Source organism: Shewanella japonica, assembly GCF_002075795.1.
GTDB classification, from domain to species: domain Bacteria; phylum Pseudomonadota; class Gammaproteobacteria; order Enterobacterales; family Shewanellaceae; genus Shewanella; species Shewanella japonica.
In genome coordinates, this window is the sequence record NZ_CP020472.1 from 4,165,692 (window position 1) to 4,188,588 (window position 22,897).

Annotated in this window: 17 protein-coding genes; 9 read left to right on the forward strand and 8 right to left on the reverse strand. The window is 41.8% G+C overall.

Going from position 1 to position 22,897, the window contains the following annotated elements:
* Positions 1-38 precede the first annotated feature (38 nt).
* The 6 genes from SJ2017_RS17840 to SJ2017_RS17865 form a co-directional block, all read right to left on the reverse strand.
* Positions 39-2,264: a TonB-dependent receptor family protein gene (locus SJ2017_RS17840; RefSeq protein ID WP_244899722.1), complete on the reverse strand. Its 2,226-nt coding sequence runs from the start codon at positions 2,262-2,264 to the stop codon at positions 39-41.
* Complete coding sequence (locus SJ2017_RS17845; RefSeq protein ID WP_055024918.1) at positions 2,264-3,502, reverse strand: imelysin family protein; 1,239 nt, start codon at positions 3,500-3,502, stop codon at positions 2,264-2,266. The genes SJ2017_RS17840 and SJ2017_RS17845 overlap by 1 nt, the downstream gene beginning before the upstream one ends.
* Before the next feature lie 87 nt (positions 3,503-3,589).
* Positions 3,590-5,341, reverse strand: coding sequence for a DUF4856 domain-containing protein (locus tag SJ2017_RS17850; protein WP_174567612.1), 1,752 nt, complete (start codon positions 5,339-5,341; stop codon positions 3,590-3,592).
* A 307-nt stretch (positions 5,342-5,648) separates the two neighbouring features.
* On the reverse strand, positions 5,649-8,030 hold the full coding sequence (gene mrcB / locus SJ2017_RS17855) for a penicillin-binding protein 1B (RefSeq protein WP_080916758.1): 2,382 nt from the start codon (positions 8,028-8,030) through the stop codon (positions 5,649-5,651).
* Between the two features lie 31 nt (positions 8,031-8,061).
* Positions 8,062-10,650, reverse strand: coding sequence for an ATP-dependent helicase HrpB (gene hrpB / locus SJ2017_RS17860; RefSeq protein WP_080916760.1), 2,589 nt, complete (start codon positions 10,648-10,650; stop codon positions 8,062-8,064).
* A 147-nt stretch (positions 10,651-10,797) separates the two neighbouring features.
* Positions 10,798-13,041 carry a putative bifunctional diguanylate cyclase/phosphodiesterase gene (locus SJ2017_RS17865; RefSeq protein WP_080916762.1) on the reverse strand — a complete coding sequence of 748 codons (2,244 nt, stop codon included), beginning with the start codon at positions 13,039-13,041 and terminating at the stop codon, positions 10,798-10,800.
* A 220-nt stretch (positions 13,042-13,261) separates the two neighbouring features.
* On the opposite strand from SJ2017_RS17865, the gene thpR reads away from it, so the two are divergent.
* On the forward strand, positions 13,262-13,813 hold the full coding sequence (gene thpR / locus SJ2017_RS17870; protein WP_080916764.1) for an RNA 2',3'-cyclic phosphodiesterase: 552 nt from the start codon (positions 13,262-13,264) through the stop codon (positions 13,811-13,813).
* 104 nt (positions 13,814-13,917) lie between these two features.
* On the opposite strand, the gene pepB is transcribed toward thpR, so the two are convergent.
* Positions 13,918-15,192, reverse strand: coding sequence for an aminopeptidase PepB (gene pepB, locus SJ2017_RS17875; RefSeq protein WP_080916766.1), 1,275 nt, complete (start codon positions 15,190-15,192; stop codon positions 13,918-13,920).
* Positions 15,193-15,573: 381 nt separating this feature from the next.
* Between pepB and sfsA the strand changes: the two genes are divergently transcribed.
* From sfsA to SJ2017_RS17915, 8 genes are all read left to right on the forward strand, one after another.
* The gene (sfsA, locus tag SJ2017_RS17880; RefSeq protein WP_055024923.1) at positions 15,574-16,278 is read left to right on the forward strand and encodes a DNA/RNA nuclease SfsA; all 705 of its coding nucleotides are present in this window, start codon (positions 15,574-15,576) and stop codon (positions 16,276-16,278) included.
* A gap of 118 nt (positions 16,279-16,396) precedes the next feature.
* Positions 16,397-16,840 carry an RNA polymerase-binding protein DksA gene (gene dksA, locus SJ2017_RS17885; protein WP_055024924.1) on the forward strand — a complete coding sequence of 148 codons (444 nt, stop codon included), beginning with the start codon at positions 16,397-16,399 and terminating at the stop codon, positions 16,838-16,840.
* A gap of 239 nt (positions 16,841-17,079) precedes the next feature.
* The gene (gluQRS, locus tag SJ2017_RS17890) at positions 17,080-17,952 is read left to right on the forward strand and encodes a tRNA glutamyl-Q(34) synthetase GluQRS (protein ID WP_080916768.1); all 873 of its coding nucleotides are present in this window, start codon (positions 17,080-17,082) and stop codon (positions 17,950-17,952) included.
* Between the two features lie 186 nt (positions 17,953-18,138).
* A complete protein-coding gene (pcnB, locus tag SJ2017_RS17895; RefSeq protein ID WP_225442104.1) occupies positions 18,139-19,482 on the forward strand; it encodes a polynucleotide adenylyltransferase PcnB in 1,344 nt (447 codons plus the stop codon).
* 2 nt (positions 19,483-19,484) lie between these two features.
* Positions 19,485-19,964, forward strand: coding sequence for a 2-amino-4-hydroxy-6-hydroxymethyldihydropteridine diphosphokinase (folK, locus tag SJ2017_RS17900; RefSeq protein ID WP_055024925.1), 480 nt, complete (start codon positions 19,485-19,487; stop codon positions 19,962-19,964).
* A 65-nt stretch (positions 19,965-20,029) separates the two neighbouring features.
* Positions 20,030-20,824 carry a 3-methyl-2-oxobutanoate hydroxymethyltransferase gene (gene panB, locus SJ2017_RS17905; RefSeq protein ID WP_055024926.1) on the forward strand — a complete coding sequence of 265 codons (795 nt, stop codon included), beginning with the start codon at positions 20,030-20,032 and terminating at the stop codon, positions 20,822-20,824.
* 35 nt (positions 20,825-20,859) lie between these two features.
* A complete protein-coding gene (gene panC / locus SJ2017_RS17910) occupies positions 20,860-21,705 on the forward strand; it encodes a pantoate--beta-alanine ligase (protein ID WP_080916773.1) in 846 nt (281 codons plus the stop codon).
* A 288-nt stretch (positions 21,706-21,993) separates the two neighbouring features.
* On the forward strand, positions 21,994-22,530 hold the full coding sequence (locus SJ2017_RS17915) for a hypothetical protein (protein WP_055024928.1): 537 nt from the start codon (positions 21,994-21,996) through the stop codon (positions 22,528-22,530).
* A 60-nt stretch (positions 22,531-22,590) separates the two neighbouring features.
* On the opposite strand, the gene SJ2017_RS17920 is transcribed toward SJ2017_RS17915, so the two are convergent.
* Entirely contained in the window at positions 22,591-22,788 is a 198-nt protein-coding gene (locus SJ2017_RS17920; RefSeq protein WP_055024929.1) for a YheV family putative zinc ribbon protein, read from the reverse strand.
* Positions 22,789-22,897: the final 109 nt, after the last annotated feature.

The window sequence follows — 22,897 nt, forward strand, 5'->3', positions numbered from 1 at the left end:
CACATCATCACAGTGAGCAATGCGTTATCGCATCTTAATTAAAAACGATACTGGTAACCAATTTGAAATTGTTGTGGCTTGCTCGGTCTTGCGCCATAAGGTCTGCGACTGACAATTTCTTGTGTATCAAAAACATTATCAGCTTTAACGTAGACTAAGCCATACTCATTAAAATTATAACTCGCTGACATATCTACCACAGTTAATGCTTCCGTTTTACTGCCTGATAGCACCACACCGTCACCCGATGCTTCAAGCATTTCACCAATGTAACGTACTATCATATTTACGTCCCATTGGTTACTTACTAAACCTAAGTTAACTGATATTTGGTTTTCAGGTAAATAAGGAAGCTCATCACCCGCTTCAATGTCGCCCCACATATCAAAACCCGATTCAAAACTCGTTTTAAACTCTGACTCTGTATAGGTGTATGACACTGATACAGGAAAATCTAAGTTATCAGTTAACGTAAAGTCATAACCCGAGGTTAGCTCAAGACCTATCACATCAACTTCGCCACCATTGAACTCAGTATCATCATCGCTGCCACAGCTTGAGAACTGACAACCTTCTTTAAGGTTACTAATGTCGTTGAAAAAGCCAATAAGCTCTAGGTTAAAGTTTCCATCATTATAGCGACCGCCTAGCTCATAGTTGACGCTACTTTCCGTTTCAATAGAAGGGTCTTGCTTAGGGCTTGTTGGTAAGAAACCTTCATGCACTCCAAACAATAAACCGGCTTCATCAGATAAAGCGTAGAATAAACTTAAACTTGGCAGCCAGATGCTGGTTTCTTTTTTCAAATAATCTTGCTCGGCACCAGGTGCACGATTTTGATATTCAGCATCAATAAACTCTCCGCGAACACCGGCAGTAATATCGAGTGCATTGATACTGATGGTGTCTTGTAGATATATCGAAATAGCATCTGTGCTTTCGCGATCGGTTGTAGACGCTTTAGTCGCCACACCATCTGAAACCAACTGCGCATTTTGCATAAAATAATCATCAGTGGTGTGATCGCGCTCAATTTGATCTTGATGGAAACGTGCACCAACTTCAAAATGATTGTTATAACCGAGTAAATCCATATTCCAATTTAAATCAGACTGGATACCTTGGGTAAAGTAGGTTCTATCATTGTTACCCAAGGTCATTTTCTCATATTCAGCGACACTGTCTTGTTGCCCTGTTAATATTTGATAAAAGCGTTGGTTCGTCTCATCTTTATCTGGGTCGGCTAAGATCTCTTGCAAGCTTCGATTAACTAGGCCACCTTTAAATCCATTGACCTTATACCATGCACGCTCAAAATCATTTCGATACACACGAGTGGTTAATTCAAAGTGATCATTCGTAACATAGTGGTTGAATTGAAATTGGGTGTGAGTCCAATCCATATTATCGAGTTGGCTAGCCACATAACGACGATTAGGGTTAGCCGCAAAATCGTCATCACTTAAGCCTAAGTAGGTTTCATCTGAGGTTTCATTTGCATAGGCAAGTTTTAATTCAAAGACTTGATTTACTGTTTCACCATCAAGGTCATAGCGCAGCTTTGCCATCAGGTCATTTTTTTCAAAGCCGGTATCGCCGCCACCATCAAGCTCTTTAAAACCATCAGCCTGCATGTGCACGCCTTCAATTAAAAAACCAAAATTATCAATGGTGTCACCATAGTAAGCATGAGCTTTTGCTAAGCCATCACTCCCCACAGAGACATCAACTAAGCCTTCAGAGCTTTGCGGTACAGCACGGGTTACCATGTTTAACGAACCCGCTACGGTATTAGGGCCATATTTAATGGCTGCGGGGCCTTTAAACACTTCAATAGAAGTCATCTTAGAGGTCATTGGGAAGTAATATGCCGATGCAGCAGAATACGGCGCTGGGCCAATAAGTACCCCATCTTCCATGATATTAATCTTTTTACTACGTTCAGGTGTTGCACCACGAAAACCGATGTTTGGTCGTAAACCATAACCGTCTTCTTCACGAATATTCACACCGGGTACGCTGTATAACACGCGGTTAATATCATCAAACTTAAATTGTTCAAGTGCCAGCTCATCAATCAATGTCGCAGAGCCCGTCGCTTTATTTAAACTCTGATCACGACCGATGATTTGCATCTGCTCCATGTAGCTATCATTGCTTTTTGCTGTTTCATCATCTTCGGCAGCTATGGCACTGTAACTTAGCAAAGAAGATTGAATGGCTAACACTAACGCTAATTTTTTAGTCATCAATAAACGATTCATTAGTCATTGTCTCCTGCTGATGTTTGCGGTAATTCTAAAGCTAAGGTGTTAATAAAATCAGATTTCAACGTATCTGTAACTGCTTTGACATCTGCATGAGTTTCAACGACTTGTTGTTCATTATCCGTTAACGTTGCCGCTAAGCTTTGCTCATAGGCTTGCGCACTGGCAATGGCCGCATCAATACTTTGGGTAATCAATGCTGCTGTTGCTGCATCATTTTCATCAACGAGGTAATCATCGAAGCCAATACCTTGATCGCCTTCATACAAGGCTTTTAAAGCAATTAAGTTACTGGCGATATTATCAATTGAGTGAGCAGCTAGAGGAGATTCAACATCTTCAGGACAAACACTGGTACCACAGGTATTAGCAAAATACCCTAGCGGAGTGGCAAGCTTGCCATCTTTAGTGACACTGTCGATATAAAACAATGCATCACTGAGTTTGTTAACCGCTTCATGTACGGTAGCAAAACTACTTCCAGCCTCTCCCGCTGATTTTAATGTTGCAGCATAACCATTTTCACCAGACCACTCGGTAACAAGTTGATTGGCATTGTTGTTAATATCTTTTGCAACTTCGGCGGCAAACTCACAACGAGCAAGACGACGTGACTCATCGGTACGATTATCCCATCCTTCTGGAGTCACACTACCTGTGCAGCTATGCTCAAGGCTTGGATTAAATAATAAATACTCTAATGCCACCATGCCCTTACGTGCTGGAGTACGTGTTGTGATGTCGTATGGCGTACCGTTGATATCGTTGTTCTCAAACGAAACAACATCTAAATCAACCCCACAGCGACTCATTACAGGCCAAGAATAGATCTTGTTTCTTAATGCGCCATCATCATTTAATAATGGGCCAATTTGCATCATTTCAACACGCTGCCATTGATTCATGGTCGTGCGCCAGCTTTGTGCAGCTGTTTCTGTTGCTGAAGTGAGTGCAGCATTGTCAACGCTACCTTGCTGTAAACCAGCTTCTGCTTGACATAATGCAGCGATATCATTGGCTTGAGTTAAACTTTTAGCTGCAAACTGCTGGAAGGTCGGCGTAATAACACCATCGACAATATTGCTAATTAATGCGGCTTGGTCAAAATCTGAAGAGGTATCTCCGTTATTACCGTAATCAGCGCCAGCTTCACTGCTGGTACTCTCGTTACAACCCACTAAAAAAGTGGCACTCATTGCGAGAAATAACATGGATAATGAATGCGGTTGTTTCATAAAATTCCCTTACTCTAAAAACGACAAAAGCTCGGTGTTTTTCAACACCAAGCTTTTTACTAATGTGAGGTCATATCACAATAGGATTTACCAGTTAGCAACGTTATCTGCATCAAGCTCATAGCTAGCTTGTAAAATATCACGCGCTTCGGTTAAGTCTTCGATATATCCATCAACATCACCCGTTAATTCTGGCTGTGTTGCGAATAATTCATGAACAGTTTCGAAGTCTTCATCACTGATGACAGCGTATTCACTGAACTGTAAACCTAATGCAAAACCTTTCATTTCTGAGTAATGCTTCGCTAGGTTTTCGTAGTTGAAATCAGCACTGTCACCGCCAGTTGCTAGTGGTGCCAAATCAGCAGACACATCATTGATGTAATGAATAACTGTCGCAACGATTGCATTTTCCCATGCTTTCACACCCGCCATTGCATAGGTTTCAAGCTCAGTCATTTGAGCCTCAGTTAAAGCACTGCCCACGTTATCATTGATGATTTTACGACCAGCAATAAATGCTTCCATTGCTTGCATGGTGTAATCCGTTGGCATTGCATTATCGGCAGTACCTAAATCACGCTTTGCTGCATTAACAGATTGGCCAAAGTTGTACTCTGAACGTAAATCAATTTTGCCGTCACCGTCGGTATCATGTGAGCCATTCCAGTCCGCACGACCTTCATCTTCTGTTACCCTACCGGCAATTTCTACATCGCTGTATTCAAGGTAGTTACGCGCTGCACCAAAGTAGCCAAAACCTTCATCGAATTGATGCTCAAGGTTAGTGTAAGCAGCACCATCTTTAGCTGGGTTAATGTTGTCAGTCGTTAAGCCCTTACCTTCAGTATCAACACCAAAGTAATCATCTGCTGATTGAGAGTAAGTAATAGACATTAATAAGAATTTTTGAATTAATTGTGCTAAATCAACACCGTTTTCATCAATATATACTTTCGAGATGTCATTACCACGAACATCTTGACGTACTTCGCCGTTAATTTTAGCAACAGCATTATCAGCTAAACGATCAAATAACATATCGATAAGTGCTGAAGGTGTTGTAGAACCTTTCGCACCCCAACCAGCAAATGCACCGTTATTCCAGTCTTCATGTTGACCAGTAGCATCATTACCAGCCACTTTATCAGTAAGGTTTTTGTATCCTGTTAACTCAGAGATAAGCCCATCTTTTGAGTTATCAATAAAGGTAATCGCAATATCAGGGTACTGAGTATCTTCATCAGGGTTGTAGAAGTAATTCAGCTTAGCCAGTACTTCATCTTTCGTTGTTAATTCGTTGCTGTCGATTTCAGCTTCTAATGTCGAAGAGATGTATTGATTTAATTCAGCAATTAAAATGTGACGAGCATTTTGGCCAGTATAGGTCACACTTGACTCGCCATCATTTAACTTACTGTCAAATACGTAGCGATCCATGATGTCATTAACCGTTACAGTCACATCTTTGGTAAACGTTGCACCATCGCCATCCGTTGCAGTGATGGCTAAAGTAAATTCTGTTGATTCTGCAGCATCGGCATCTAACACAACACCGTCAGCTAATTTTAGTGTTGTGCCATCAATAACAAACTGGTCACTGGTCAATGAGAAAGTATGAGAATCACCAGCATCACTATCAGTTGCAGACAAAGTACCTACTGTCGCGCCAGCAGTGTTTTCATCAACAGTTGAATCAGAAAGAGAGATATCAGTTGGTGCAGAATTAGTGGGTTCTGTAGTCGCTGGACTATCAGAAGAGTCTGAACCACCACAAGCTGTAAGTAAGCCTAATGAAAGTGCGATAGTCGTCGCTAATACTGTTCTATTAAGTTGCATAAATTTCCCTTGATACAAAAACTGTAATTGTGAAACCAAAATGTTAATAACTTATCAACTGAATGATACATAAATGCAAATGATAATTCATCTTATTCGCAATATTTTTTTAATCATTGCTAATTTACGCTTGTCTAAACTTTATCCACACACCACAAAACCCAAACTAAACCATTGAAAATAAATTATAAAAAAACCACCCTATAAATTAAAACCAAACAAAAAGGGCTACTCAAAGTGAGTAGCCCTTTTTGTTAAATCGATGTAGCACTATCTATATAGGCTATTTAATGTACTGAAATTGTTATTAATTAATAATCTTTTGCCACCAAGAACGTTCATCACCGCAATTATCTACTGGGTTATAACTATCAACTCTCGCTGGTAGTGCTACCACATTATCGCAGTCAGCTTGCTTAGCGACACCTGTACTTCTATCAAAGTAACCTTGTGTAACGCCATTAACGGGCGTCATACGTAAGCCTAAAGGTGGGCGCTGCTTTAAGAATGCTTGATAGACGGCCATGGCACCACTTGAGCCATATAAACCCGTTTTTGAATTATCATCTTGCCCCACCCAAATGGCAGCGACATTTCGTTCATCAAAGCCTGCAAACCAAGAATCTCGACTATCGTTACTGGTACCCGTTTTGCCCGCTAAATCCACATTAGGAAACGCTTGGCCTAATCGTTTTGCGGTACCATTTTTTACCACCTGATTCATGGCATATTGGACTAAAAAGTCAGTCGCGGGTTCTAGTCCTTGTGTTGCGCTTTCACGGCTCACTTTTAACGGCTGGTTATTCGTATCTAACACAGCAGTAATCGAGCTTAATGGACGATAACGACCGTTATTGGCAATGGTTTGATAAACTTGGGCAACCATATATGGAGAGCCATTAATAGCCCCTAGTAGCATTGAAGGATAACGAGGGATCGTCTCACTCCAGCCTGCACTAGTCATGGTTTTAGCTACGTTATCCACGCCAATTTCAATCCCGACGTTCACCGTCGGGACATTCATCGAGTTTTTAAAGGCTGTTAGTAATGGCACTTCGTCTCTGAACACTTTGTCGACATTTTGTGGTGACCACGTCTTACCCTGACCGTTTTGTAAGGTAATCGGTTTATCTGCCACTGGAGATGCCAAGTTATATTTGTGACCTTGTTGTAATGCTGTGGCATACACAAAGGGTTTAACTAACGAGCCAATGGGCCTGCGGATTTCAACAGCACGATTAAAGCCATCAAAGCTAGGTACTCTGTCACCTACCATAGCGGCAATCCCATTCGTGTACTTATCTGTTACGACCATGCCCACTTGCACATTTTTCGCTCTTTCATCCAGCGTTTTCATGGTAGAAACCACGGCTTTTTCAGCTGCATCTTGTGCCATAGGATCTAACGTGGTGTAGACCTTCACACCTGACTGTTGTAATAAACTATCGCCATATCGACTGCGTAGTTCATTTTTAACCACGGCAAAAAAGGCTGGTAACTTTTGATGTACCGATTTATTAAAGTCACGCAAGCCTAGAGGTGATTCAACTGCGGCTTTGTATTGTTCAACATTTAACTTGTCGTCTTCCATCAGTAGACGAAGTACCAAGTCACGTCGATTTTGCGCACGCTCTGGTGAGCGCCATGGGTTGTAATATGAAGGACCTTTAATTGCTGCGATCAAAAATGCTTGCTGTGAAACAGTGAGCTCTGCAATCGGGCGACCAAAATAAAACTGCGAAGCTAAACCCATACCATGCACGCCACGAGATTTATCCTGCCCCATATAAACTTCATTTAAATAAGCTTCGAGGATTTCATCTTTGCTGTATCGAAAATCAATAATGATCGCCATTAACGCTTCACGGATCTTACGTACAATCGAGCGCTCACTGGTTAAGAAGAAGTTTTTCGCCAATTGCTGGGTTAGCGTTGAGCCACCTTGAACGGTGCGCCCCGCGGTAATATTAACGATAGCAGCACGAGCTATGGCAAATGGGTTAACACCATGATGTTCATAAAAACTGCGATCTTCTACTAGGATCAGTGCATCTACAATGGCTTGCGGCATCTCTTCTGTTGGCACAAATAATCTATCTTCACCACCTGAAGCTAAAATTCTATCTAACAATACAGGCTCTAAATGAAATACGGCCATTTGGCGTTTGTCTGACATACGCTGCACCGATGACACACCTTGGCTATCAAATGAAATCATCACTCGCTGAGCAACTTGATCGCCTTCGGGATGTAAAAACGGTCGACGCCATAATTCTATTTTGCTGCTTGATGCAGAAAACTCACCGACTTGCCTTGGGTTAGCGACTTTACGATATCCCAGTAATTTAAGCTCTGACAATAATTGCGGATGGCTAATGGCAGCGCCTGGATAAATCGCCATTGAGCGGCTAAATACTTGGGCTGGTAAATGCCATTTCTGACCTTCAAACTTTCGGGCAATGATTTGATCGAGATAAATACCGTAAGAGCTAACGATAACTAAACCGATTAAACCCAGTTTCCACGTAAATGACCAAAGCGTTTTCCATTTCGAGCGACTATTTTTTTTGGGATTAACTCGTTTTACACCAGGTTTCTTGGGCGATGATTTTTTAGCAGGTGCCTTTTTAGCTGGAGCCTTTTTAGACGAGTCTTTTCTTGCCGTTGGCTTTTTTATTCTGTCAGTCATAATTTGCGTAATTCTATTTCGTCCTTGGCTATTACTTTAAGCCTGGCGTTTTCTTTTTAGTAAATTTGGTTGCTGTCGTGTTGGCTGGGTCATCTGGCCATAAATGACGAGGGTATCGGCCTCGCATTTCTTTCTTTACTTCAACATAAGGCCCTTGCCAAAAACTGGCTAAATCTGCAGTCAACGCTATTGGACGCTGCGCAGGTGATAATAACTCCATGGTAACCACCAGCTTACCATGAAGCAGTAATGGACTTTGTGATAAACCTAATGCCTCTTGCAACCTTACCCGTAATAAAGCACGGCCACGAACCGAATGACTTGCTAATACTTCATCTGACGCTTGATCGATATCTTCGCAGCCTTTATCACTCGCTTCGTCAATTTGATAATGAATAGGCGCTGATGTCCCAGTCGCCATTTTCCAATGAGTCGGCAGTAATTCATTTAAGGTTTGCTGCTGAGACCAAGTTAATAAGTTTTTAACTTGGCTCAATATATCCAGTTTTTGTAATTTAGCAATCGAATTAACATCGACTAAATACGGTGCTAACCATTCAGATAATGTCGCTAATAAATCAGCACTTTCTAACGATGGCCAGTCATACTCTGGTGCATATAACTGCGCAAGTTTTACTCGGCATTGTAACTGATAAAACCTCTCATCAAGGTTAAGAATACTTAACCCTTTAGATTGAATGTGGTTGATTAGCGCTTGGACAATTAAATCTGAATCAACGTTAGACTCAAGCGAGCGACTCACAATAAGTTCACCAATTTTCTGCTGCTTTTCAGCAAAAAACCGTCCTTTTGCTTCGTCCCATTCACAAACTTTATGTTCGGATATAAGCAAACCTAAGTCATGTTTAAGGTGCTCGGGGTTTATCGCAGCAGCTAAATATACCCGCCCAGCATTGCGCCCTTGAGATTCTTGAAAGTCGGCCACAACAAGCCATTCATGGGTCGACATATTATCTTCAATATCAATCGTTACCCCAGTACCGTTACTAAGCCTAAATCCTTGCTTACCACGAGCTTGAGCAATTCTATCTGGGTATGCCAAAGCTAGTAATGTGCTGATATCACGACTTGCAGCATCACGAGCAAGTTGTTTAATGTCTGAGGAAACTGATAATGACGCTTGCCATTTGTTAACTTGTGCCGCCATCAAACCTTGCGTAGCTAGTGATAGATACTGGCTAATATCGACGCCTTTTTTCGGTAGCCCGCGAGCTTCTAACACCGCAGCTAATAAACACGCCAGCGACACTAATTCCGGTTGCTTTTGCGTCTTAGCCAATACAGTCGATTGCAATAGCATATGTGCTAACCGAGGATGGCAGCCTAACTCATAAGCCGCTTTGCCATGTGGCGAAATTTTATGATTAGCATCCACAAGCTCAAGTTGCGTTAATAACTGCCACGCTTTTTGTTGATGAATTGCGGGCGGCGCAGTAAGCAGTGGTAAGTTTTCAATATTGCTTTCCCCCCAATAAGCACATTCTAATGCCATGGTGGTTAATTCACTGACACTGATTTCAGGCGCTTCTGCTTTAGATAAACGGCTTTGTTCTTCTTGTGCCCATAAACGCACACAACAACCTGGAGCAAGTCGTCCAGCACGACCTGCACGTTGGATAGCAGAAGCTTGGCTAATACGTTTAAGAGATAATCGGCTCACACCAGTACGAGGATTAAAGCTTGCTTCTCGCTTATAGCCACTATCGACAACAATGGTTATTCCATCAATAGTTAAACTGGATTCGGCCACGTTGGTTGCCAGCACAATTTTACGTTTGCCTTTCGGCGCACCAGCAATTGCGTTATCTTGCTCAGCTGGTGTCAGATCACCGTAAAGAGGGCATAGAAGAAATACCTGTGTATCAACCTTTTGACTTAATAAACGCTGCAGTTTATTGATCTCCCCCTTACCGGGTAAAAAGGCGAGGATAGAGCCCATTTGATATTGCTGCGGCACATGTGGTGAGTCGGTTTTTACAGATTCTGCAATCACATTGGCCATGTGTTCTAGCCATGGTTGTTGCCGAGTCACTGGTCGATAAACCTGTTCAACATCAAAGCTGCGCCCTTCACTGACCAATAATGTCGCCTCAGGCATAAGCTGCTGAAGCGGCAAGCCAGCTAACGTCGCCGACATTGCGATAAGGGTTAAGTCATCCCTTAAGGAATCTTGCACTTCTAGGGTAAGTGCTAAACCAAGGTCAGTAGGTAAGTGGCGTTCGTGAATTTCGTCGAATATGATCACATCAATTCCATTGAGCTCTGGATCTTGCTGGATCATACGAGTGAGTATACCTTCGGTGACTATTTCTAAGCGCGTATGACGACTAACCTTAGTGTCACCTCGAACACGATAACCAACGCTATCACCTACTTTCTCGCCTAATGATTGAGCAATAAAATGTGCCACACTCCGAGCGGCGACTCGCCTTGGTTCAAGCATCAATATTTTGCCGTTAATACTTGGCCAACTGAGCATAGCCAAGGGCAATGCCGTTGACTTACCCGCTCCAGTAGGGGCTTCAAGAATAATTTGACGATGTGTTGAGAGCGCTTGTTGCAGTGGCTCGAACAAGGCTTGAATAGGTAATTGGCTCAAAAAAATAACTTACACAAGAAAATACTGAAGTCAGTTTACTCACAATCGCTTGTTGATGCTATCTCAACAAGGATTGTGTTATGTCTGCGCCATGTGACAAAGAAAGGGTTGATATGATAAGTTTTCGCAGCTTCGCTTGGCCTATATTCAGTCGATCAGCCAAGGTTGTCTTAGCCCAGAATCTAGTTCCATTAATCGTGTCGGCTTACCAATCGCGTAACCTTGAGCATAATCTACACCTAATTCACGCAATAAAAGCCCGATGTTTTTATTTTCAACAAACTCGCCAATCACTTCAAAATCCATGTCTTTACCTAGCTGGCAAATAGCAGACACAATGGCTTTGTCACTGCGATCATCACATACATTCACAACAAACTGACCATCAATTTTGACGTAATCTACATCAAGGCACTTCAAATAAGCAAAGCTTGAGAAACCTGAACCAAAATCATCCAACGCAAGTTTACAACCAAGCGGTTTTAACAAATCAATCAAGGCTGTGGCTTGTTCAAGTTGGCTAACTGCGGCGGTTTCAGTGATTTCAAAACATAACTTATCAACTAATTCAGGTTCAACCATTAAGCGCATTTCAAGCCAGCTCATGAATTTACTATCTGATAAAGACACTGCAGATAAATTCAGTGAAACCATCTTAAGGTCGTCCCAGATCTCCATATGCCTTGAGCCCCACTTCAACAAATTGTCGATAACCCAACGATCGATACGAGATGCGAGGTTATAGCGCTCAGCTGCAGGTAAAAATACTCCAGGAGAAACATAGCGGCCATCTTCTTGAACCATCCTCAGTAAAATTTCCATATGAATGCCAGTATCTTTAGAAGACAGCGGCTCTATCAATTGGAAAAATAACTCAAACTGGTTAAGCGCTAATGCCGAGATAATATCCACAGACGCTAGCATTTGATTATAAAGCTGGTGCATTTGCGGATCATTTTTACTGTAAAAGTGCCAGCGATTTCGGCCATCTTCTTTTGCAATCCGACAAGCGGCATCAGCTTGACTCATGACGCTATAAATGTCTTCTGAGCGGGAGTTAAGCTCGGACATGCCCATACTCATACTGACGTTATGAGTGATTTCCCCCCATGTGAATTCATGCTCTGAGAGTTGCTGACAAATCCGGCTAGCCACTTGCTCTGCTGAGGCTTTATCGGCGTGATACATTAAAATACCAAACTCATCGCCGCCTAAACGGGCCACAATATCCCCAGTACGAAGCAGAAGACTCAAGCGCTTGGATACCTGACAAAGCAATTCATCACCCGCTTGATGTCCACTGACATCGTTAATGACTTGGAATTGGTCCAGATCTAAAAACGCAACACAGGCAGGTAACCTATCTTTCTCATTTATGGTTTCTTCGAGCATCGCCTCAAACTGCACCCGATTAGGTAAGCCTGTTAGGGGGTCATAATTTGATTGAAATGACAGTTCATCTGCTAAACGATATCGCTCAGAAATATCTTCAACCATCATGAGTAGTCGATGCTCAATATCAAGAGCACGACAAAAACTCATTTTATACCAGTGCTTAACACCTGAAACGATCAAGGGCAGTTCACACCAAGATTGGTGTAGTGCGCCTTCTCTAACGATGTGTAAACAATCCTCAAGCAATAAATGATCATCTGAATTAATCACAGAAAATAGACTTTTGCCTATGGTAAAAGGCAGGCTTTGACTGGCGACATGATTTTGATTACTAACATTATTGTCAGTACCAATCAGCGCACACGCTACAGGTAATTGTTGGAATAACTCAAGGTATTGTATTTCTTTGTTTTGCAGTAATTCTGATACTCGAGTAAGCTCTGCATGTGAGCAAAGCTTTAGCGCAAATTCATTAGTGAGATAAAACTGGCAATCATCCCCACCAGTAGCATGTACCGACCAATTAGCTTGGTGTTGATAAGGGATGAGACACAGCCGAGTATGACCGATTTGCGCCACATGATTAATCAATAGTCTTATCGGCTTAGCTAAAGAGTGACAAAATTGATTTAGTCCATCCACTAACGGCGCTGAAAAATGTAAATCATCATGTTCAGCTTGGTCACAATGAGGAAATAACCCACTATGGTTATTCAATAAGAGTTGCTCACATAAGTCAGGATAAGAAGCGAGTGATAAACCGAGTAACTCTGCTGTTTGCGCATCAGAGTCATACACTTTTAAAGCATTGGCTTGCACAACACAGTCACTGGTGATGTGTTCTGATATTTGAGACAGTACGATCACTACGCCGTCACAGTCTAGTTTCTGCGTTAATAGCTCAACTTCTGCTGTGACTTTCTCTGATGATAAAAAGCGACTTAATTCAGATGACTGTTCACTGACCCATACCGATTTAAATTCGCTATCAACCATTATGCGACTCATTAATATTTGGCAATGTAGCTCTCATTATTGCTAAGATTTATCCAACCTCATGTTCGATAAATTCAATGGATTTTGTGCTGCTTGCATTAATCTTAGATTAAAAACGACAACTTTTTACATTAAATTAATTGTATTTAGTAACTAAATTACCCCATTAGTGACCCGCAAGCGATACAATTTGATTCAAGATATTTATAAGGATGGACTAATGTCTAAAAGTGTTAACAAACGCACTTTTGTCGGTTTTTCGGTTGGTGATTCAATCGCCAATGAGTTAAAGGCACAGCAAACCTTCATAAAGCCGTTAGTCGCTAAGAAAGCTAAAACCGTAGCAAAAGAGAACTTTCATATCACTGCCGCTTTTTTAGGAAATACAAGCTTGGCTGATAGGGTTGCACTTGGCCGCTTAATTGAAGTAGAAACCTTTCATGCTTTTACCGTATCAATGCCCCATATTGCTCATTGGCCACAAGCTAAGCTGATTTGTGCAGAGGGGATGGCTGTTGATAAGCTATCTTACATAGCTAACCAATTACAGAATATGGCAAAAGAATTAGGCCTTATGCAAAGTCAACACGACTACCGACCCCATGTAAGCTTATTTAGACATTGCACCTTACCAAGTGAGCAAACAAGTTTTCCATTCTTATTAAAGGCACCGATTACCGTCACAGCAACACAACTGACGTTATTTGAATCCCTCAATTTGCCTGGTGGGGTTAAGTATCTACCTATTCAGCACTGGCCTCTTACGCCATAAGTTCAATTACTGTTCCAGTGGTTCACTTTTGATGAAAGCCCAATAAAAAAGCCGCAATATTGCGGCTTTTTTATCTTATTAGCGTCAATACGACACTATCGAATTTACTCTTCTAGTAAAGCGGCAATAGTAAGTACACCATGCCCTGTCGCGCCAGCGCTCCATAACGCTGAATCAGAAGATGAGTAAGCCGCGGCTAAATCCATGTGTAACCAATTCATTCCCGGCGTGACAAAACGCCACAAGAAACCTGCGGCATTAGATGCACCACCTGCTCCACCACCTTTCATAGCACGACTATTAGCTGTGTCAGCAAAAGGAGAAGGACACATATCTTTGTGCCATTCATTTAACGGTAATGGCCAAACATTTTCAGAAACGTCAGCAGCTTTTTGTTGCACACGTTGTAAGGTTTCAGTTTGTGGCGAGAATATCGCATTATAATTATCACCCACTGCCATCACCGCGGCGCCAGTTAGCGTAGCAGCATCAATGATCAATTCAGCCCCAGTGTCTGATGCAGCTTGCAAACCATCCGCTAAAACAAGACGACCTTCTGCATCAGTATTAACGACTTCTACAGTGACGCCATTTTTGTAAGTCAGAATATCGCCCAATTTATATGCATGGCCACTAATTAGGTTTTCCGCACAACATAAGAACAACTTAACGCGTTTATTTAAACCGGCTTTCATTGCCAAGCCCAGTGCCGCAGTAACAGTTGCAGCACCGCCCATGTCACACTTCATGTCTAACATGCCGACAGAAGGCTTAATACTGTAGCCACCAGAATCAAACGTAATGCCTTTTCCGACTAACGCTGTCGAAACAGGTGCATCATCACCAAGCGGATTAAAATCTAACACTAACATTGCAGGTGGACGCTCACTACCGCGCCCGACAGCGTGCAAACCAATCCACTGCTTTTCAAGTAGTTCTTGGCCTTCAACAATTTCGTAGCTGACATTGTCGCCACCAATCGCTTTTAACCAATTTGCAGCATGGTTGGCGAGTACCACTGGTGACAGCTCTTCTGGTGTCTCATTGACTAACATACGCGCAAAGCTAGCCGCTTCGAAACGATGGGTTAATGTGGTTTGAGTCGCTTCATCGCCACACCAACGTACTTCAAACTCGCCTCTTGCCGTTGTAAAGCCTTGAGAGAAAGCCCACTGTGAGTCGATATTCCATAATTCACCTTCAAGCTGGACACTTGTAACACCTTGAGCGCGAATTTTTCGAGCCGCCATTTGTACTTGGCGAAGTACATCCGAATCAGTTAAATGAATTAACGCTTGATTACCTTGATAAGTCACACTTGCTTTGCCCCAAAGGCTTTGTGGCGCATCTTGTGTTAGGGCAACGGTCATTATTTGCATTATTTTGTCCTTATTATTCTGCTTGTGCTGTTCTTGTTTAGTGCTGTTTAGTTTTTTAATCGTTGTTGTGCTGTTCTTACATTGTAACGTTTGTTTCCAATGGGCTAAGTGTACTGTAAATCGGTAATGAAACGAGACTAAAACCAGCACAAAAATTAATATTAATTGTTAATAAGAATGTACTGATAAAAATAGCCACTCACAGTAAAATCAACCTAGCATTCGCTCTTACTTATGCGCCCTTGAATAGTAGTTGAAGTCACACAAGCCCATGATATAACCTTTGCCTAAATAAAGTGAAAGTGATGATGCCAGTATGCATTCACTCCAAATCACTCAGCACTCCCAATCAGCCCTTTATTGCCTGGAGCACACTTTCTTATGGACTTTACCCCACCTTTACAAAAAGGAACGTTACTCAAACGCTATAAACGCTTTTTAGCTGATGTAAAACTAGAAGATGGTAGTGAGATTACCATTCATTGCCCAAATACTGGCTCAATGAAAAACTGTTTATTCCCAGGTGAAACCGTTTGGTTTTCTACATCTGACAACCCTAAGCGTAAGTACCCACATACTTGGGAAATCAGCGCTACGCCAGAGCAGCACTTAATCGGTATTAACACAGGACGTGCTAATGCCTTAGCCGAAGAGGCGATTAAATCAGGTGTAATCACTGAGCTTTCGGGTTACGCCAATATTAAACGAGAAGTAAAATACGGTGACGAAAATAGCCGAATTGATATTTTACTGAGTGATGACACACAGCCGCTGTGCTATGTAGAAGTGAAAAGTTGTACATTATTAGAGCAAACAGTAGGGTATTTTCCTGATTCTGTCACAGCTAGGGGGCAAAAGCATTTGCGTGAGCTAATGCATATGGTTAGTCTAGGTCATAGAGCAGTGTTATTGTTTGTCGTACAGCATTCAGGCATTAATCTCGTTCAAGCGGCAGAGCATATCGATCCACAATATGCATTATTACTTAAACAAGCGGTCAATAGCGGCGTTGAAGTTTTAGCTTATCAAACTGAAATCTCAGCAACCTCAAGTATCATTACCCGTTCATGCAAAGTTATTGTTTAGTTCAAAAATGAAAAAAATACTAATCAAATAGTTTGCCACGCTATAGAGTTTCTGCTATAGATAGCGGCCATAAATTTTACGACGCACATAAATCGCTAATTATTACAGGAGATGCGTTATGCCTGAAGGCACCAAAAAACTCGGCGTACTCGCTATCGCAGGTGTAGAACCTTACCAGGAAAAAGCTGGTGAGGAGTATATGGGTGAAGAGCAACGTGGTCATTTTAAAATGATTTTAGAAGCTTGGCGTAACCAGTTACGTGAAGAAGTTGATCGCACGTTGAACCATATGCAAGACGAAGCTGCAAACTTCCCAGATCCAGTTGATCGCGCAGCCCAAGAAGAAGAGTTTAGTTTAGAATTACGTGCTCGTGACAGAGAACGTAAACTGATTAAGAAAATTGAAAAAACACTGCAAAAAATTGAAGAAGATGATTTCGGCTTCTGCGATTCTTGTGGCGTTGAAATCGGTATTCGCCGTCTTGAAGCTCGTCCAACTGCTGATCAATGTATCGACTGTAAAACTCTTGCAGAGATCAAAGAAAAGCAAATGGCTGGCTAATACACCAACCACTGAGAACTGTATATTCAGCTTATCAGATCGTAGGGCGAGATTATTCTCGCCCTTTGTTTTGGTATTTTTTATCGACTTCCACGCCAAAATCAGTTTGTACTTAACGCCCTTCTAAACATATATAGCAATAATAATGGGCAACAATAAGAAAGGCTCAATACCCTTTCTGATAATGATTTTGCTAACTTAATGTGTTCAACATTTCGATTTCAATTAAGGGTTTTGTCGTGAACTCACCAGATTACATTGGCCGCTTTGCCCCTTCCCCTTCTGGCCCTTTACATTTTGGCTCACTTATCGCTGCACTAGGCAGTTTTTTAAGAGCAAAACATCAGCAGGGCCAATGGTTAGTCAGAATCGAAGACATTGATCCCCCAAGAGAAGTTGCCGGTGCGAGTGATGACATACTCAGAACACTTGAAGCTTATGGCTTACACTGGGATCAAACAGCGTTATTTCAACGTGATCGTAGCGAAGTTTATCAACGGCATATTAATGAATTGCTTAGCAATGACCAAGCATACTATTGCCAATGTACTCGTAAACAAATTGGGTTAATGGGTGGCACTTATGACAGTCGTTGTGGCTCACTATCACCTAGGTTAACCCAAGGTGCGATTCGTATTCGCAATCATGCAAAAGTGAGTCAATTTCACGATGTTGTGATGGGAGACGTTAGCGTAGGTGATGATTTTGCTGGTGAAGACTTCATTATTAAGCGCAGCGATGGCTTATTTGCCTATCAACTTGCTGTAGTCATCGATGATGCTTTTCAAGGGATCACTGAAATTGTTCGTGGTTCTGATTTGCTAGAAACCAGTTGCAGACAATTGAGTATGAATAATATTCTTGGTTTTACTTCACCAAGCTGGTTGCATTTACCCCTTGCTTGTACCAAGCCTGGCTTTAAATTATCAAAACAGAATTATGCGAATGCTATCGATGTAAAACACCCTCAGGCCAGCATTAACGCCGCCTTGAGGTTTTTAGGTCAAGCAGAGGTTGATACCGATAATGTCGATATCATGCTAAAACAAGCTATCGAACAATTTAAGATAGCCGATATTCCTCAAGTATCTGAGATTCTGATAGCGCAGTGATATACTCATTAGCTTACAATTGGTATATCATAGCCGCCAGATTTTTAACCATTTAATTCTAACCATTAATCGTATCGTTCGAGGTGTATTATTTTTCGCCGTATTAGTCAGTTCTGCAGACAACTGTTTGAAGACAATAAATCCACTCCTGTCAATGAACCAGAAGTTCAAGATGACGGTCTTCGCTTGGACATTGTCACCAGAGATGCCCATACAATCTCTCGACGTCAAATCAGTGAAAATGCACTTAAAGTACTTTATCGACTCAGCAAGTCTGGCTATAAAGCTTACTTAGTTGGCGGTGGTGTTCGCGATATTTTATTAGGTATGGAACCAAAAGATTTCGATGTCGTGACTAATGCGACCCCTGAAGAGATCAAAAAATTATTCCGTAATAGCCGACTCGTTGGTCGTCGATTTAGATTAGCGCATATTGTGTTTGGTCGTGACGTCATTGAAGTGGCAACGTTTCGTGGTCATCACGGTGAAACTGATGATAAGATTTCGAAATCGAATGCTGAAGGCCGTTTATTGCGTGATAACGTCTATGGCGAAATTGATGAAGACGCAGAGCGTCGTGACTTTACCATCAATGCACTTTATTACGACATCAGCGATTACTCTATTCACAGCTATGGCGGCGGTATTCGCGATCTTGATGACCGTACCATACGTTTGATAGGCGATCCTGAAACCCGTTATCGTGAAGACCCTGTTAGAATGCTACGCGCGGTTCGTTTTGCGACAAAACTCGATATGAGTATCGAATCCAAAACGGCTGAGCCCATTAACGCATTAGCGCCATTATTAAAAGATATCCCAGCCGCAAGAATGTACGAAGAAGTACTCAAGTTATTCTTTGCCGGTAAAGCAAAAGCTAACTACGACATGATGCGTGATTTCGGTTTATTTCAGCCATTATTCCCGCAAATTTCAGCACTGATAAAAGAGCAGCCAAACGGCAATACAGCCAAAATGCTTAATGCTGTAATGACGAATACCGATTTACGTGTTAGCCAAGACAAACCTGTTACTCCAGCGTTTTTCTATGCAGCGTTATTATGGTACCCACTAAAACAACGTGCTGATGATATTGCCCTAGAAAGTGGTTTAAGCCATTACGATGCGCACGTCGCCGCAATGGGTGATGTGATGGAGCAGCAATGCCGCACTATCAGTATCCCACGTCGATTTAGCACTCCCGCTAAAGATATTTGGCAATTACAACTGCGTCTTGAGCGAAGCCAAGGCACTCGTGCCTTTAAACTGCTTGAGCACCCTAAGTTCCGCGCTGCATATGACTTACTGCTGTTACGTGGTGAAGCTGAAGGTGGCAATATCGGGAAAATTGCGACTTGGTGGAAATCATTTGTTGAAGCAGATGAAACAGAGCGCTCTGACATTGCTAAAAGCAGCAATAAAAAAGGCCCTAGCCGCAACAGAAACGCCCATCAGCGCAAACGTCGTCGCCCAAAGCCTAAATCAGATAACTCAGGTTCATCTGAAGTAAAACCGACTAACAAAGGTTAATCATGAGCACCACAGTCTATGTGGCGTTAGGCGCAAACCTTAATGACCCAGTACAACAACTTGAAGATGCGGTACTGGCGTTAAGAACCATTGCAGAAAATAATGCGGTGACCATCTCGCCGCTATATCGCTCTGTGCCTATGGGTGATGTAGAACAGCCAGATTATGTCAATGGGGTAGCAAGCTTTAACACGAACTTGACTCCCATGGCCTTACTTGAGGCCTTACAACATATTGAAAATACCCAGGGCAGAGTCAGAGAAGTCCGCTGGGGGCCTCGTACATTGGATCTTGACTTGTTGCTTTATGGGCAAGAGTGCATTGACACACCAAGGCTCACCGTCCCCCACTACGGCATGAAACAGCGCAGTTTTGTACTCATTCCATTGGCAGACATTAATCCGCAATTAATACTGCCTTGTAATACTGAATTAACACACTTAATTACCAGTGAAATGCGGGCTGAATTAGTCCAACTTTAATCAGCACTTAGCAATACGCACCGCAAATCGATAACTTGAATATGAATAACTTTTAAGAGTTTATTATGTCAAAAGTCACTAGCTCAACCCTTATCAAATTCAAACAAGAAGGTAAGAAATTTACCGCACTCACCGCATACGATGCGAGCTTTGCCGGCGCATTTGATAATGAAGGCATCGACGTTTTGTTGGTTGGCGACTCATTAGGGATGGTACTTCAAGGTCACAACGACACTCTACCTGTTACAGTCAATGATATTGCGTATCACACAGCCAGTGTTAATCGAGGTTGCAAGCGAGCGTTACTGATCGCTGATATGCCGTTTATGAGTTATGCCACGCCAGAACAAACCATGACCAATGCCAGCACCCTAATGCAAGCAGGGGCAACCATGGTCAAACTTGAAGGCGGTGAATGGCTACTAGAAAGTGTGAAAATGCTGACTGAGCGCGGTATTCCAGTCTGTGCACACTTAGGCTTAACGCCTCAATCAGTACACGTATTTGGTGGCTTTAAGATTCAAGGCCGTGAAGAAGACAAAGCCCAACAAATGGTCGATGATGCATTAGCACTTCAAGCTGCTGGCGCTCAGTTATTGGTTGTTGAATGCATCCCTAGTGCGCTAGCAAAACGTATCACTGATGCGCTAACGATTCCTGTCATTGGGATTGGAGCAGGACGTGATACTGATGGTCAGATCCTTGTTATGCATGATGTACTTGGGATCTCTAGCGGTTACATCCCTAAGTTCTCTAAAAATTACTTACAACAAACTGGTGAAATTCGAGCAGCAGTAAGAGCCTACATTGAAGAAGTGGCTAATGGTACATTCCCAGCTGACGAACATGCGTTTAATTAATAACGCACTCTTTAATCGTTTATAGGTCAATATCAATGATTACCACAGCGAACATTGCTGAAATTAGAGCGCAAGTAAAACAGTGGCACATGCAAGGCGATACCATTGCCTTTGTGCCAACGATGGGCAACCTTCATAAAGGTCACATTACCTTAGTAACTGAAGCACTAAAACGTGCGGATCATGTTGTCGTATCAATCTTTGTTAATCCTATGCAATTTGGTCAAAACGAAGATCTAGATGCCTATCCAAGAACGTTACAAGCAGATAGTGAAGCATTGGTAGCCGCTGGCGCGGAACTCTTGTTCACCCCCACACCAGACATTATTTACCCTAAAGGGTTAGCGCAACAAACCTTCGTAGAAGTCCCTCATATTGGTGATGAGTTTTGCGGTGCAAGTCGACCAGGTCACTTCCGTGGTGTCGCTACTATCGTTTGTAAGTTATTTAATATTGTTCAAGCTGATATCGCCGTTTTTGGCCGTAAAGATTACCAACAGTTAATGGTCATCACTGCTATGGCTGAAGATTTATCATTACCGATTGAAATTGTAGGCATTGACACAATACGTGAAGCCTCAGGTTTAGCGATGAGCTCGCGAAATGGCTATCTAACGACAGAGCAAAAACATCAAGCTGCCACTATTAAACGGACCATGGATGCAGCTGCGCAACATGTTATGGATGGTAAAACAATCACTGAAAGCGAGGCAGTAGCCGCTGACATGTTGACCCAAGCAGGCTTTAAAATAGATTACTTTTCAATAAGAAACGCTGCCAATTTAGCCATTGCGACTGCAGATGATAAACACCTTGTTATCTTAGCTGCCGCCTACCTTGGCAACACACGATTAATCGATAACCTCACTTTCCAACGTTAATCTATTCACCACTTGCCCTGTAAGACTTAGCTGATTTTTCACTAAGTCTTACATATTTAAAGCAAAGTTCTTCAGTGCCAATAAAAAATCTACTGTCAAAAAACTGGTTTTCTCGTTAAAATTAGGCCATAGTAAAAAAGTATACCTACATTATTGTTACAACCGACTATAATGATTTACAAACTTCTAGAGCCAATGGATATTGGCCAACTAGCGGTAAGCAACGGATATATTTTTTAACAAAAGGTGTTAAAAGGATATTTGTTTATCAAAAGGATATGTGGCCGCATGCCAATTAGACTACTACTAACATTGATGATTGTATTATTTATGGGGCCGACGTTTGCCTCTGCAAATACAATATATAAGTGTATGAAGGACAACAAAATTGCCTTCAGCCAAACGGTCTGTCCGAAAGAATTTCGTCAGCATAAAATTGAATATGAATTAGGTATCACAACCGAAGTCGATTCTGACAAAATCGTATTAAAAGAAGATCCGTTAAAAGCACTATTGAAAAAAGAAACCATCTCTAAAGAGAAACTGATCCAGTTGCTCGATAGTGAGGTGTATCGTCTTAAACAAGAAAATAGCTATTTTGAAATTTTACGTGCAAGCGAAATACAAAAGCTAGATAGAAATCGTTACTGGCATAAAAAAGAAAAAGATGATCCAGACTATGTGGAAGATTTAGGTGAAATTAATCATCGCTTTGATGAGTTAATGAAAAATAACCGTCATGTCATCATCGTGCTCATCGAACACAAAAACAAAATTCTTGCTGAAAGCGCCAATGATGGCGCTCTAGCCAAAGAAGAAGGCTAACGAACTCTTAGACCGTTAGCCTTTACTTTTCTCACATTTAAGCATTTTCATTTTGAAAACTTAATCAGGTTTAAAGACCCCTATCACATCACCTGTGGCCTTTTTGGCAACTTTCGCCTCAGTTTGTTGCTCACGATAATCACAATCTGTGCATTCTACAGTTTCAATCCCATTTTCTTTAAATAACTGAATGCTATCTTGCGCATGACATTTAGGGCATTTAGCCCCAGCTACAAAGCGTTTCTTAATTTTTGTCATAATTTTATTATTTTTCTTCTACACATTTATCAATTCAATATCATTATTTTGCCATAGTTGTACTAATCCAGTCTCGCTCTGGTATTAAAAAACTATCAATTACGCTATT